General features: G+C 66.5%; 12 protein-coding genes. 1 reads left to right on the forward strand and 11 read right to left on the reverse strand.

Annotated features, from left to right (window positions below):
- Positions 1-62: 62 nt before the first annotated feature.
- The 8 genes from VIN30_RS03615 to rpe form a co-directional block, all read right to left on the reverse strand.
- Positions 63-1,691, reverse strand: coding sequence for a DAK2 domain-containing protein (locus VIN30_RS03615; protein WP_338209350.1), 1,629 nt, complete (start codon positions 1,689-1,691; stop codon positions 63-65).
- A gap of 78 nt (positions 1,692-1,769) precedes the next feature.
- Entirely contained in the window at positions 1,770-2,117 is a 348-nt protein-coding gene (locus tag VIN30_RS03620; RefSeq protein WP_326423787.1) for an Asp23/Gls24 family envelope stress response protein, read from the reverse strand.
- 191 nt (positions 2,118-2,308) lie between these two features.
- The gene (rpmB, locus tag VIN30_RS03625) at positions 2,309-2,500 is read right to left on the reverse strand and encodes a 50S ribosomal protein L28 (RefSeq protein WP_028027152.1); all 192 of its coding nucleotides are present in this window, start codon (positions 2,498-2,500) and stop codon (positions 2,309-2,311) included.
- Positions 2,501-2,590: 90 nt separating this feature from the next.
- Positions 2,591-3,310, reverse strand: coding sequence for a zinc ribbon domain-containing protein (locus VIN30_RS03630; RefSeq protein WP_338209354.1), 720 nt, complete (start codon positions 3,308-3,310; stop codon positions 2,591-2,593).
- Positions 3,311-3,467: 157 nt separating this feature from the next.
- Positions 3,468-4,388, reverse strand: a complete 921-nt coding sequence (locus VIN30_RS03635) for a Nif3-like dinuclear metal center hexameric protein (protein ID WP_326423789.1) — start codon at positions 4,386-4,388, stop codon at positions 3,468-3,470.
- A gap of 105 nt (positions 4,389-4,493) precedes the next feature.
- Positions 4,494-5,309, reverse strand: a complete 816-nt coding sequence (locus tag VIN30_RS03640) for a histidinol-phosphatase HisJ family protein (protein WP_338209357.1) — start codon at positions 5,307-5,309, stop codon at positions 4,494-4,496.
- An 8-nt stretch (positions 5,310-5,317) separates the two neighbouring features.
- Positions 5,318-6,613 (reverse strand): cysteine desulfurase family protein, encoded by a 1,296-nt coding sequence (locus tag VIN30_RS03645; RefSeq protein ID WP_338209359.1) that lies wholly within the window; start codon positions 6,611-6,613, stop codon positions 5,318-5,320.
- Between the two features lie 15 nt (positions 6,614-6,628).
- Entirely contained in the window at positions 6,629-7,327 is a 699-nt protein-coding gene (gene rpe, locus VIN30_RS03650) for a ribulose-phosphate 3-epimerase (protein WP_338209361.1), read from the reverse strand.
- A 116-nt stretch (positions 7,328-7,443) separates the two neighbouring features.
- Between rpe and VIN30_RS03655 the strand changes: the two genes are divergently transcribed.
- Positions 7,444-7,908 (forward strand): methylated-DNA--[protein]-cysteine S-methyltransferase, encoded by a 465-nt coding sequence (locus VIN30_RS03655; RefSeq protein ID WP_338209363.1) that lies wholly within the window; start codon positions 7,444-7,446, stop codon positions 7,906-7,908.
- A 172-nt stretch (positions 7,909-8,080) separates the two neighbouring features.
- Here VIN30_RS03655 and VIN30_RS03660 read toward each other — a convergent pair whose 3' ends face one another.
- The 3 genes from VIN30_RS03660 to VIN30_RS03670 form a co-directional block, all read right to left on the reverse strand.
- A complete protein-coding gene (locus tag VIN30_RS03660; protein WP_338209365.1) occupies positions 8,081-9,406 on the reverse strand; it encodes an ABC transporter substrate-binding protein in 1,326 nt (441 codons plus the stop codon).
- Positions 9,403-11,967, reverse strand: a complete 2,565-nt coding sequence (locus tag VIN30_RS03665; RefSeq protein ID WP_338209367.1) for a hybrid sensor histidine kinase/response regulator — start codon at positions 11,965-11,967, stop codon at positions 9,403-9,405. The genes VIN30_RS03660 and VIN30_RS03665 overlap by 4 nt, the downstream gene beginning before the upstream one ends.
- A gap of 631 nt (positions 11,968-12,598) precedes the next feature.
- Positions 12,599-13,597, reverse strand: a complete 999-nt coding sequence (locus tag VIN30_RS03670) for an NAD(P)H-dependent glycerol-3-phosphate dehydrogenase (RefSeq protein WP_420915314.1) — start codon at positions 13,595-13,597, stop codon at positions 12,599-12,601.
- Positions 13,598-13,998 lie beyond the last annotated feature (401 nt).

Here is a 13,998-nt window from a genome sequence, read left to right on the forward strand (position 1 = left end):
AGGACTGTCCGAGCGACTGGGTATGCCGTCCGTCCCGCGCCCCCGGCGATCTTAAAGCGAGTCTATTCGACCGAGAACACAATGGGGTACAGGGGCTGTTCACCTCTTTGGGCGTCGACCTCCAGGTCCTCGTAGGCCTCCTCGATCTTCTCCACCAGCGCCTCCAGATCGTCGTCGGCGTAGCCCTCACCGGCCAGAATGGTGCAGGTGTCGGCGTCGTCGGCGTCCATCTTGCCAAGTAGGGTGAGCACCGCGCCGTCGATGGTGGAATCCACCGCCTCGATGGAGCCGTCGGCAATGCCGATGACATCGCCCTCGGCGATGGGGTTGCCCGCGGCGTCCTTGGAATCGCGGGTCGCCCAGGTAACCTCGCCGGTCTTCACGGCGGCAGCCGCCTCGGTCATCTCCTCGGCGTTGGTCTGAAGCGAGGCGTCCTGATCGACCGCGAACAGGGCCGAGAAGGCCTGGGGCACCGACTTGGTGGGCACTACGGCACAGGGAGTCTCGGCCAGCTCGGCAGCGGAGTTGGCCGCCATGATGATGTTGGAGTTGTTCGGCAGGATGATAACCGCCTCGGCATTCACCGACGCGGCCGCGTCCAGCAGGTCCTTCGTGGAAGGGTTCATGGTCTGTCCGCCCGAAACGACCACATCCACCCCCAGGCTGCGCAGGATGTCGGCGTTGCCCTCGCCCGCGGCCACGGCCACGAAGCCCAAAGGCTTGCGTTCGGCCTCCTCCTCGGCGGCCAGCTTCTCGGTGCGCTCGGCCGACTGGATCTGCATGTTGTGGATGAACACCTCGGACACCTGACCGCGATCGAGGAAGTATTTCAGCACCTGATCGGGATGATCGGAATGCACGTGCACCTTGAACTTCGGCACGTCGCCCACGCACAGCTCGCAGTCGCCCATGGTGGACAGGAAGTTCAGGGCCTCCTCGCGGTCGAGGGTGTCGGAATCCACCAGGAACTCGTTGCAGTAGCGGTACTGCGAGCCCTCCCAGTCGTTCACCTGCTCGATCTCCACCTTGGGATGCGTGCCACGCCCGAAGGAAAGCTCGTCGACCATGGTACCCGCACGGCCCAGAAGCGCGGCGGTGAAGGCGTCGAAGATGATGGCCAGGCCGAAGCCGCCCGCATCCACCACGCCGTGCTCCTTCAGCACCGGCAGAAGATCGGGGGTGCGCTGCACCGAGGCGTAGGCCTCGGTCACGATGGCATCCAGCGCCTCGTCGGTGGGAAGCTCCTCGTCGGCGGCGTTCTTCGCAGCGGAGGCGGCGTCGCGCAGCACCGTGAGGATGGTGCCCTCCACCGGCTTGCGCACGGCCTGGAAGGCCACTTCCACGGCCTTGGCGAAGGCCGCGGCCACCGATTCGGTGTCGAAGGTCTCGAAGCCCTGACTGCCCTCGCACAGGCCGCGCAGGATCTGGGAGGTGATGACGCCGGAATTGCCGCGGGCGCCCATAAGCGCGCCGGTGGTGATGGCCTTGCGCACCTCGACCGCGCTGGCCCCGATGGGCAGGTTCGCCACGTTGCCCACCACGCTCTGGATGGTCAGCGACATGTTGGTGCCCGTGTCGCCGTCGGGCACGGGGAACACGTTCAGGCGATTGACCTCTTCCTTGCGCTCGTCAAGCGTCTTGGCGGCGGCGGCCACGGCGTTCAGAATGTTGTTGGAAGTGTAAGTAGACATAAGCGTTTGATGCTCCTTCAAGGGCGACGATGCGCGGACCCGTTCACGGGCCTCGCCGGCACCCGGCTCATAAGGGGGCTAGCGACGCACCTTGACGTCCATCACGTGCACGTCCACACCGGCGAGCGGCACGCGCGCATACTCCTTCAGCGCGAAACTGACCTGATCGATCAGGTTGCGCGATACCGTGGCGATATTCGTGCCGTACTCCACGATGATGTACAGATCCACGTGCACGCCCGTATCCAGGCTGTTCACCACCACGCCGCGGCGCAGACGGCTGGCGGGCAGGATCTTCGCGATACCGTCGGCGGCGTTCGGAGCGCACACGCCCACCACGCCGTAGCACTCCATGGCGGCGTTGCCGACCAAGTCGGCCAGCACGTCGTTGGCGACGTGCAGGTTGCCGGAAATCGTAGAACTCATGGGAGGTGTCCTTTCCTCTGAGTTTGTCGCATTCGCAAATCGGGAAAAGTATAGCGCAAGGAAGATGGCGGTGCGGTTACCCGCGGTTGACCGTCGGGCATATTCCACAAGTAGGACCGCCCCAAACGCAGAAAAGCCCGCGGTGCGGGCTTTTGAGCTTCAGTCTTCGCCACCCCGGGGGAACGGCGAATTTAGGCGCGCTCCACCTTGCCGGCCTTCATGCAGGAAGTGCACACATTGGCGCGGCGCACATGGCCCTTCGCATCGCGAATGGTGACCTTCTGGATGTTCGGGCGGAACATACGGTTGCTCACGCGATGGGAATGGCTGATGCTCCGACCAGCGACGGGGTGCTTACCGCAAACTTCGCAAACCTTGGACATTTCTTATCACTCCATTAATACCAATTACCACTGTCAATGACAAAAGCCTGCCTACTATAGCACAGGTCCTTCGTACCTTACAAGAACTATTTACGCGATTACCAGAAGACGCTTGCACGAGGGGCACACGCCGAGGGGTGCCTGGCTGCGCAGGTCGATGAGGCGGCCGCCGTCGATGGGCACCCGGCACACGCCGCAGCGGGTGCCGTCCAGCACGCCGATGGCCACGCCGCCCGAGCGCGCGACGATGCGGTCGTAGGTGCGGGCCAAATCGGGATCAAGCTTCGTCTCCATCTGGCCGCGCTGGGCCTCCAGCTTGGCGATGGCCAGCTTCAGGTCGCCCCCCTGCTTCTGAAACGAGTCGATGGCCTGCTGCTCCTTCACGGCGATCTCGTCGAGGGCCAGCGTGATCTGGTCCTCGATGTCCACCACTTTCTGAAGCTCGGCGGCCACACCGGCGCGTTCCTCGGCGATGGTGGCGCGGCGGCACACGATGCCGGCCAGCTCCTTGGTGCGGGCCTCCACGTTGCGGAAGTCGCCGTGGGCGGCGTCGATGGCCGCCTGCACGCCAGCCTCCTTCTTCGCGAGGGAGGCGTCCTCGTCGTCGATGCGGGCCAGCTTGCGGGATGTGGTCCGCTTTAGCTCGGCCACCTTCTCCTGCTGGGCGGCGATGGCGGTTTTCTTCTCGCGCACCGCCATGATGATGTTGCGCTGGGGCAGCTCGTCCAGCTGCTTGGTGAGGCGCTTGATCTCAAGATCGATGCGCTGCATTTCGAACAGGCTCTCGATGTCCTCGCGCGTAGCGTCCATGGCACCTCTCCTTCAGTCTGGTGTTCTTCCCTGATAATAATAGGCGAAAACCCGCGCCGCGGAAGCGCACGACGGAAAAAATCCTTTTTGTTCGGCGGCAACGGAAAAGAAGGGCGGCCCTCAGCCGCCCTTCCATCAGAGTTGGGAAACGCCCGCGCTACACGCGTACGGCCTCGGGATACCACCAGTTCTCGGACTGGTCGATGAGCACGATGGCATCGGCCGGCACGCCCGCCTTGTCCAGCGCCTCGGCGAGCACGGCCACCAGGGGCAGCTCGCTTCCGTCGTGGCCGAGCTCGATGACCGCAAGGCCGGCACGGGAAAGCTCCAGGGCCGCATGGTACTTCATCTCGCCGCAGACAACGACGTCCGCGCCGAGGGCCAGGGCCGCGGCGCCCGTGTCGGCCGCCGAGCCGGTGCAGGTAACGGCGCAGCGCAGCGGCGCATCCGGCGCGCCCCACACCCGCGGCGCACGGCCGAACACCGCCGTGCAGCGGGCCGCCAGCCGTCCGAGGGTCTCGGGAGCGCCGTCAACGGCCGGCACCTCGCATATCTGCCCGTAGCCCTTGCGGCGCGAGGAGGACAGCGGCTCGGCGAACTTCCCCGTGAACTTCAGGCCCAGCATGCCCGGCAGCACGCGGGCCGCCAGCGGACTCACGTCGAGGGCCGTGTGGAAGTCCATGAGCGCCACTTGATGGCGAATGGCGGCCCACACGACCGCACCCGCGCTGAGCGCCGGGCTGGGCTCGGGCGCGAAGGTGTCGGGCGCGGCCAGATAGGCCGGATGATGGGTGAGCAGCACGTTGGCACCGGCCTGGGCGGCCTCTTCGATGGCCTGCACCGTGGGATCCAGCGCCACGGCCACCTTGGTTACCGGCAGCCCGCGCTCCCCCACCAGAAGCCCCGTGCGATCCCAGCTTTCAGCGTCCTCGGCGGGAAATTCCTTCAGCAGCGCCTGCTCCAGCGCGCCGATGGTCAGAGAGAACGACTTCTTCGCCAGCTCGCTCGCCCCGCGGCGCGACAGCGCGTCCTTCTTCACCGGAGCGCCCGCGCGCTCCCCCTTGTTGAACAGACCCATATCGATCAGCTTCTTTCGATGCTCGTGCCGCCGCCGAACCGCGGCGGATCGTCTTTGCCTGTCGGCGCGCCTCCGACGGCTCTGCGGCCGCCGGCCGGGCACACCCTATTCGATGGTAATGCTTCGGCGGTCGCCTGTGGCTGTCGGAACGGTAACGCTTCTGTAGCCCGCCTCGTACATGAGGCGGTAGGCCCGCTCGATATCGCGGGCGACATTCGCCGGGTCGTGGGAATCGCAGCCCACGGTGCAGGGCACGCCCGCCCGGCAGAAGGCCGAAAGCAGCGCCGGAGCCGGGAACATCTCGGCGCAGGCGTAGTAGCCCCCCGACGTGTTCACCTCCACCATGCGCCCGCCCGCGCGGGCCGCCTCGGCCATGGCCTCGTAAAAGGGCGCGAGCGCGAAGGAGGGATAGTAGCCGAACTTCTTCGCCAGGTCGGGATGGCTCATGGCGTCGTAGGGCAGGCTCGCATCCGACGCCGCCGTACACCACAGCTCGCCGTAGCGCCGCCAGATGGCGTCGGGCGCGCCGGGCTCTTCCCAGCGGTCGCGCTGAGCCGGATCGTCGAAGGCCCAGCCGTCGATGAAGTGCACCGACAGAAGTCGGAAGCGGAAGGGGGCAAGCGCCGCCTCGTCGATGGCGCGGTCCTCCAAATCGCCCAGGTAGTCCATCTCGGTGCCGACGATGAACTCGATCTGCGGGTGCGCCGTGCGCGCCGCCTCGATCTCGGCCAGATAGCGCCCCACGTTCTCCTCGGTCATGGAGAGGTAGGCGTCCGGGTCGAAGACGCGCGACAGCGGGAAGTGCTCCGTGAAGGCGAGGGTGGAAAGCCCGGCCGCCGCCGCGGCATCGGCGTATTCCGCAACGGAGCCTGCGCCGTGGCCCGAGTACACGCAGTGGCAGTGGGTGTTCACCAGTTCCATGTTCGCTCCTACCAGTTCGCGACCTTCGCCGCCGCGGCGACGAAGGCGTCGATGTCCGACTCGGTGGTGTAACGGCCCATGGACACGCGCAGGGCGTTGTACACCGCATCGCCCGCGATGCCCATGGCGCGCAAGACGTGGCTCGGCTCCAGCGAGTGGCTGGAGCAGGCGCTGCCGCCAGCCACGCAGAAGCCCAGCTGGTCGAAGCGCAGCACCATAGTCTCGCTCTCCATGTCGTCGGCCAGCACGTGCACGATGTTGGGAAGGAAGTCGCGGCTTTGCGGCTCCACCTCCACCGTGGGCGTGAAACCCGCCTCGGCCAGGGCCGCGTACAGCTTGTCGCGCAGGGCCCGCAGACGCGCCGATTCGTCTTCAGCCGCGGCCACGGTGGCGGAAAGCGCCGCCGCGAAACCGACAATGCCCGCCACGTTCTGGGTGCCGCTGCGCCGGCCGCTCTCCTGGCCGCCGCCGAGCAGGTAGGGCGAAAACGGCGTGCGGGCCTTCAGGTACAGGGCGCCCACGCCCTTGGGGCCACCGATCTTGTGGGCCGAGAAGGAGGCGGCGTCCACCCCCAGCTCGCCCACGTTCAACGGAACCTTTCCCAAAGCCTGCACCGCGTCGGTGTGGAAGAGCGCGCCGGCCTTATGGGCAAGGGCGGACAGCTCGGCGATGGGCTGGATGGCGCCCACCTCAGAGTTCGCGGCCTGCACCGACACGAGCACGGTGTTCCCGTCCAGCACCTCTTCCAGCGCGCGGGTCTCCACGAAGCCCTGGCGGTTCGGGCGCAGGTACACCACCTCGATGCCGGCGCCTTCCAAACGCCGGCAGGGCGCGAGCACCGCATCGTGCTCGATGGCCGAGGTGATGACGCGCACCGGCGCATCGCCCCGCCCCGCGAGACGACGCTTCTGACAGGCCGCCTCCACCAGCCCGATGATGGCCGCATCATCGGCCTCGGTGGCGCCGGAGGTGAACACGATCTCGTCGGGGCGCCGCGCGCCCAGGGCGCCGGCCACCTGGCGCCGCGCGCCCTCCATGAGGTCGAAGGCACGGCGCCCGGCCCCGTACAGGGAGTTGGCGTTGGCGTTCACCGCCAGGTTCGCCGGCCCCGGCACCTGAAAGGGCTCCATGGCCAGGGACGCCTCTGGAGACAGGGGCGCGGTGGCCGCGTAGTCCAGGTACACGAAGGAGGACGCGGGCTCGGGCAGGCGCGCGTCCTCGGCATCGGGAGACCCCTCGGCCATGGCCACGTCGGCGGCGAGCTCCGCCGCCACGCGGTCCGAATCGCTCTGCAAGTTCGTCATAGCGTCGCCCCTCCCCTATGCGGCCAGCGCGGCCAGGCGCGCCTTGTCGGCGGCGGCGCGCACCTCGGCGATGGCGGCGGCCGGGTCCTCTGCCTTGAACACGGCGTTGCCGCACACGAGCACATCGGCGCCGGCGGCCGCCACAAGCGGCGCCGTGGCCGGCCCGATGCCGCCGTCTACCTGGATGAGCATGGCCTCGTTGCCGGCGGCACGGGCCATGGCGGCGGCCTCGGCCACGCGGGCCTCGGTGCCAACGATGTAGCTCTGGCCCGAGAAGCCCGGCTCCACCGACATGACGAGCGCCATATCCAGATCGGCGATGACCGGCGCGAGGGCCGCAACCGGCGTCTTGGGCTTCAAGGCAGCCGCAGCCAGGCATCCCGCCTCGTGGACCATCGCCACCGCGCGCTGAAGCTCGCCGTCGGCGAGTGCCTCCACGTGCACGTTCACCAGATCGGCGCCGGCATCGATGAACCAGGGAATCTGCACCAGGGGGTTGTCGATCATGAGGTGCACGTCGCACACCAGGTCGGTGGCGGGCGCCAGCTGCTTCAAGAGCGGCACGCCCATGGTGAGGTTGGGAACGAAATGGCCGTCCATCACGTCGATGTGGACGAAGTTCGCGCCCCCCTCCTCGATGACGGCGATGTCGGCGGCCAGGCGCATGAAGTCGGCCGACAGGATGGACGGGGCGATTTTCACCGGTTGGTACATAGGACGCATCCTCATCTCGCGAAGTTCCAGTGACGCTATTCTAGCGCACCGACGACCATGCCGCGGCGTATAATGGACACCAGCGGCAAACCTGCATCCGAGGACAAGGAGCACCCGTGCCCAGCGACGACGAGCGCACCTTCTACATCTACCCCACCGCATTCGGACCCGTCACCATCGGCGCGACAGGCGGAGCCGTCACCGATGTGGTGCTGGGCGAGACGACCCTCGGCGGCACACGGCGCCCCGCAGCCGTCACGAACCGCTGCGCCACCGAGATCATGGAATACCTGGCCGGCAAGCGCACGGCCTTCACCGTGGCCCGGGCGGCTGCCGGAACCCCCTTCCAGCGCGAGGTGTGGGAGGCCGTGACGCGCATTCCCTACGGGCAGACGCGTACGGCCCGCGACCTAGCCGCCGCCCTCGGCGCGCCCGATTCCTACCGCGCTGTGGGCACCGCCCTGCGTGCCTGCCCCACTCCCCTGCTCGTGCCCACCCACCGCGTCGTCACCGCCGCAGGCAAACCCGCCGACGCCGTAGCGACCGCCCTCCTGAACCTGGAGCAGCGGGTATCCCAGTAGCGGGCGCGGGGCGTCGGGGCGGTTGCCGCAGTTCTCTGAACACCATTATGAAAAAAGCGCCCCCGAAGGGGCGCCCATAAAAGCATGAGGCAGCGCAGCGCCTGAGCGAAGCGAACAGCGAAGCGGGTACTGCGGCAACCGCCCCGACGCCCCGCGCCCGCGGACAAGCAGATTAAGCAGCCGCCGCATCCTGAAGCGCGTCCAGCTTCGCCATGCACTCGTCCACCGAAGCGCCGCCCAGAAGATCGCGCACCACCAGGCACACGTTGCCCCACTGCTCCACGTCCATGCCGGCGTTCGTGGCCAGCACGTAGGTGTCAGCCTCCACCTTCTCGCTCAGGGGGCGCAAAGGCTCAACGCAGTCGACCTGCACGTTCATCGAAGGCGAGATGACGCGATTGGTCTCGGCGTACACCTTAAGCGCCTCGTCGGACAGAATGACATCCATCACGTCGAGCGCGCCTTGCAGGTTCTCGGCGCCGGCGGCCACCGAGTAGCCGGTCATGGACACCACGGGCATCTGCCCCTTCGCGCTGGGAAAGCCGATGACCTGCATATTGAAGCTCGGGTTGCCGTAGGCGGTGTCGGTGTTGGCGGCGCCCCAGTAGGCCATGACCATGGGCGTGTTGCCCGCCATGAAGTCGACACCCTCGCCCGCGCCCTCGAAGGCCTCGCTTACCAGGGCATTCTCGGCATTGATGTAGCCGGCATCCATCAGCTGCTTCAAAAACTCGAAGCCCGGACGCATGTAGTCGCTGTAGCGGGCCTCGCCGGCGTTCAGGGCGGCCACCTCGGCGGCCACATCGCCCCCGTTGTACATATCGGCGTAGGCCTGGGCGAACACGAAGGTCTCCAGCCACCAGCGATTGGCGCCCAGGGGCGTGTCGTAGCCCTTCTCCTTCAGCACGCGGCAGCACTCCAGGAACTCCTCGGGGGTGTTCGGCAGCTCCAGCTTACACTCGTCGAAGATGTCCTTGTTCACGAACAGGCCGTAAGCCACCACCTCCTGGGGAATGCCCACCAGCTTGCCGTCCACCGTGTTGGCCACCTTCACCACCTCGCGCAGGTTCTGCACGCAGGAAAGGCCCGACAGATCGGCCAGGCGCCCCTCCTTGCCCAGGGCCACCATGGCATCCGGGTTCATGAGGTACAGATCGTCCTGGTCGGCGCGCACGCGGTCGAGGCACACCTCGTCATAGGTCTTGTCCTGGTAGTCCTCGGCAGTGTAGGTGCGGTAGGCCAAGGTGACGCCCAGCTGCTCCTCGGCCATGGCGATGGTCAGATCGCTCGCGGTGCGGGCGGTGTTCTCGGCATCGGGGTTGGCCTTCTCCATGGGGCTGAAGAAGGTCACCGTGGCGGTGGCGTCGTCGCCGGTCTGGGCGGCGAGGTTTCTGGCCGGCTCGTCGCCGGCAGCGCAGGCAGTGAGGGCGCAAGCGGCCAGGGCCACGGCGCAGAGGGCGGCCACGCGGCGCGCCCGGGCTCCGAAAAAGCGTTTCATGAGAGTCCTTTCTCGACGTAGTGGTCCACGACCTTCTTCAGCTCGCCGATCTCCAGCGGCTTGGCCACATGGGCGTTCATGCCCGCAGCGAGGGCCGCCTTCTCGTCCTCGACGAAGGCATCGGCCGTCATGGCGATAATGGGAATAGAAAGCGCATCGTCGCGGGCAAGGGCCCGGATGGCGCGGGAGGCGGCATGGCCGTTCATCACCGGCATCTGCACGTCCATGAGGATGGCATCGAACTCGCCGGGGACGCAGCGCTCGAAGCGCTCCACCGCCAGCTGGCCGTTCTCCACGATCTCCACCGTGGCACCCTCCAACTCCAGAAGCTCGGTGAGGATGCCCGCGTTCAGGAAGTTGTCCTCGGCGGCCAGGAAGTGCTTGCCCTGAAGCACGGCATCGTAGGCAGCGGCCTCGTCCTCGCCGCCCACGCCCGTGATCTCCTCGATCTTGTGCTTCAGCGTGGAGACGAAGAATGGCTTGACGAGAATGCCTGCGCGCGGGGGCAGCGGCGCATCGGCGGCCGCGTCGAAGCTGTGGCCCAGCACGAAGACAAGGGGAACCTCCGCCTCGGAGCCCACCTCGCGTCGCAGAGCCACGCCCGCGGCCACAGCATCGGCATCAAGGGCGTCGCAGTTGAACAGCACCAGTTGGAAGCCGTCCGGCACTTCGGCCGCAACAGCGCGCGCCTCGGCCTCGTCGACCACCGTGTCCACGACCACGCCGGTGCCCTCCATCTGGGTGCGTGCCACCTCACGGCCCGCGGCCGTGGGATCCACCACCAGCATGCGCGCGATGCCCTGCTGGGACCAGAAGAAGCCCTGGGCCTGCTCGTCGGGGATGCGCAGCTCCAGATCGACTCGGAACAGCGACCCTTCCCCCTCCACGCTGTGGGCCTCGATGGTACCGCCCATCAACTCCACGAGGCTCTTGGTGATGGACATGCCGAGGCCGGTGCCCTGCACCTTGTTCGTGGTGCTGTTCTCGGCGCGGGTAAACGAGTCGAAGATGGTCTCGAGGAATTCCGGCGTCATGCCGTAGCCGTTGTCCTCCACCTCGATGCGGATGCGCTCCAGCTGGCTGGAGTGTTGGGGCAACCCGATGAAGCGCAGCCAGATGGAGCCTCCCTCGGGCGTGTACTTCACAGCGTTGGACAGAAGGTTGATGAGGATCTGGTTCAAGTGCGTCTCATCGCCGATGAGACGCTCGTGGCGCACGCCCTCCACCTCGGCGCGGAAGATCTGCCCCTTATCGGCGGCCATGGGGGCGATGATGGATTCCACCGCCGCCAGTGAGTCGCCCAGATCGAACTCCTCCAGGGTCAGCGTGGCCTTGCCGCTCTCGATCTTCGAGATGTCGAGCACATCGTTGATGAGATCGAGCAGATGGCGCCCCGAGGCCATGATCTTGCTGGCGCAGTCGCGCACCTTAGCCGGGTTGTCGGCCTCCTTCTCGATGATGGTGGTGAATCCCAGTACGGCGTTCATAGGCGTGCGGATGTCGTGGGACATGTTGGCCAGGAAGGCCGACTTCGACTCGTTGGCCACCTCGGCCGCCTTCAGCGCCCGGGTGAGCTGCTCGTTGTGCAGCGCCCGCTCGGCTTCCCGCGCACGCTGGATCTGCAGCTGCTTGCGCCGGTTCAGCGCATACACCACCACGCATAGCACAAAGGCCGCCGCAGTGATGCCGATAACGAGCCCGATGGCCACGTTCACCGCCTCGGCCTCCTGCTGGATGGCGGCCATGGGCACGTAGCCCACCAGGTAGGTGGTGCCGCCGTTGATGGACCACAGGTAGCACAGCGACTCGCGGCCCTTCACGTCGTGGGCGAACAGCACGCTCTCCTTCGAGGCGATGCCGTCGTTCACCAGCGCCAAGGTGGCCTCGTCCACCACGTTGTTGGCCCGGTAGAAGTCTTCCAAGTTCAGATGGCCCGCATCGCGCTCGCCCATGCCCTCGGGCTTCAGCACGAAGCGCTCGGTGGCCGCGTCCATCAGGTACAGCACCGCCTGCTGGTCGTAGAAGCCCTGGGGCAGCGACTGGTCGATGGCGTCGTACACGTACTCGCTGTACAGCGTGCCGACAGACGCCCCGTCGCGCGTGATGGGACAGGCGACGGTGTAGGCCCACGTGCCCCGGTCGTTCACATAGGATTGGGAGATGGGCAGGCCGAGCACGGTACCCCCCGCCGAGAAGTCGAGATCGGCGGGATTGAAGGGCTCGCCGTTGTTGGAAAGCCCCTCGGCCTGGCCGTTCAGCACCACCGACATCTTGGAGGTGGTCTCGTTGTTCCGCAGGTTCAGAACATAGGTGAGCGGATCGGGGGCCTGGCCGATCTCGTCGGCGATAAGCTGCTGGAACTCCGCCTCGCTGCGCATGATGGCCTCGACGGTGTTCTGCATGAGGTTCAGATTCTCGTTGAGGTTGCGGATGGCCGCATCGGACATGTCGTCGTAGGTTCTCTTCGCCACAGCGTACACCGACGTGCCCATGAGCGCGAAGATGAGCACGAAGGCGACGATCCACGAGGCGTAGGACCTTCTCTGGCGCGAACCTTCCACAATCACCTCCTTTGCGTTGATCTGATAACGTTACGGTATCAGAGCCGAAACATCAAGAGGCGAAACCCGCCATGAGGCCTGATAGCGGGCGAAATGCAGAACAAAAGGGAAAGGCCCTCCGGCAGGGGAACCGGAGGGCCTTTTGTCAGTACGCACGGAGGAGAAGGGGAAACGTGCGCATGGAATTGGTTTCCGCCGCGAGGGTTTTGAGAGAGAGGAGAGAGGAGGGTTCACGCAGGAGACGGTGCGACGGAAGCTCTGTGATAGTTTGTCAAGGCGCGAACGGCGAGGCTTAGGAATTGCTTGCCTTAAACCCTCTCCGTTCGGCTGATGACAACAATAAGGCCTCCCCGCCCCGGAAAAGGCGGGAAGGCCCTTTGGTTGCAACCATGTATGCGCTCCGTTTACCTGGTGAAACCTTATGGTGCAGGTGAACAATAGCATCCAATAGACTGTCCTCCGGCGCCGGGCCGCGGGAGCGAGAGGAGCAGGCCCGGGAGGGCGGCGGGGGCCCGCGCGCAGATTCCGCAGCGAACGGGACAGTCCAGTGGACTGTTCCGCCGAGCGAGGACTGCCCGAGCACGGCACCCCCGCCGCCCTCCCGGGCCGGAGGAGCAGAGGCTTGGAGGACTTAGTAGAACTCGCTCTTCAACGGGCGGTCGATCAGAGCGGCGGCGGCATCGCGGGGGTTCACGCCCTCCCACACCACGCTGCGCACCGTGTCGGTCAGGGGCAGCTCCACCCCGTAGCGCGCCTCCAGGGTGGCCAGCGTCTTGCAGGCGATGGCGCCTTCCACCACCATGTGCGTCTGGGCCGTGAAGTCGGCGAGCGCAAGCCCGCGGGCCACGTACTGCTCGCCGAAGCGCCGGTTGCGCGAGTGTTGCGACATGCAGGTGACCACCATGTCGCCGGCGCCGCCCAGGCCCATGCAGGTAATGGCCTCTCCGCCGGCAGCCACCACCATGCGGCTCATCTCGGCCAGGCCGCGGGTGATGAGCAGCGCCGCGGTGTTGTCGCCGAAGCCCATGCCGTAGGAGATGCCCACGGCGATGGCGATGACGTTCTTGAAGGCCGCGCACAGCTCCACGCCCACCGCGTCGTCCGACGTGTAGGTGCGGAAGAAGCGCGTGGCGAACAGGTCGCGGAAGAACAGGGCCGTGGCCTCGCTCGTGCTGGCCACCACGGCAGCCGAGGGCTTGCGGCAGATGACCTCCTCGGCGTGGGTGGGACCCGACAGCACCGCGAAGCGGTCCGGATTGCCCAGCTCGTCGGCAAAGGTGTCGATGGGCAGCAGACCCGTCTCCTCCTCCACGCCCTTCGAGCAGATGACGATGGGCGTGTCGGGCCCGATGAGCGCAGCCAGGTCGCGGGCCACGCCGCGCAGGGCCGCCGAGGGCGTCACGATGACCATGGCCTCGGCCCCCTCGCAAGCCTCGGCGTACACCGACGTGGCGCGGATGGCCGCAGGCAGGCGGTAGTCCGACAGGTAGCGCGGGTTGCGGTTCTCGGCGTTGATGGAGGCGGCCACCTCCGGCGTGCGCGCCCACAGCATCACCTCGTGCCCCGCCTCGGCCAGCACGAGCGCCAACGCCGTTCCCCAGCTTCCCGCTCCGATAACCGCTACGCGCATTCGCATTCCTTTCTCTTGGTTGAAACTCCGCGGGAGCGGAGCTACGCGATATTCTGATTCGCTCAGACAGTCCTCGCTTTGTGAAACAGGACGTTGAGTCCTGTTTCAGTCGCTGCGGAACTCGCTCGGTCAGAACACCCCGTATCTCCGCTTCACTCAACCATGGTTGAGCGTAGAGGACTTTCGGGTGGTGCTCACCAAGCGAGTTCCGCAGCGAACGGAAATGCCCAGTGGGCATTTCCGCCGAGCGAGGACTGTCTGAGCGACTGAGTACTACCCGGAAGCCCGATCTCGAGGAATCGCAACCTACTTTTTCTTACTGCCGATCTTGTTCTCGGTGCCGGTGCGCAGGCGACCGATGTTGGCGCGGTGGGCCCAGACGACCACGCAGGCGGTGGCCA

It is taken from the genome of Adlercreutzia wanghongyangiae, from assembly GCF_035989245.1.
Taxonomy (GTDB): Bacteria; Actinomycetota; Coriobacteriia; order Coriobacteriales; family Eggerthellaceae; genus Adlercreutzia; species Adlercreutzia wanghongyangiae.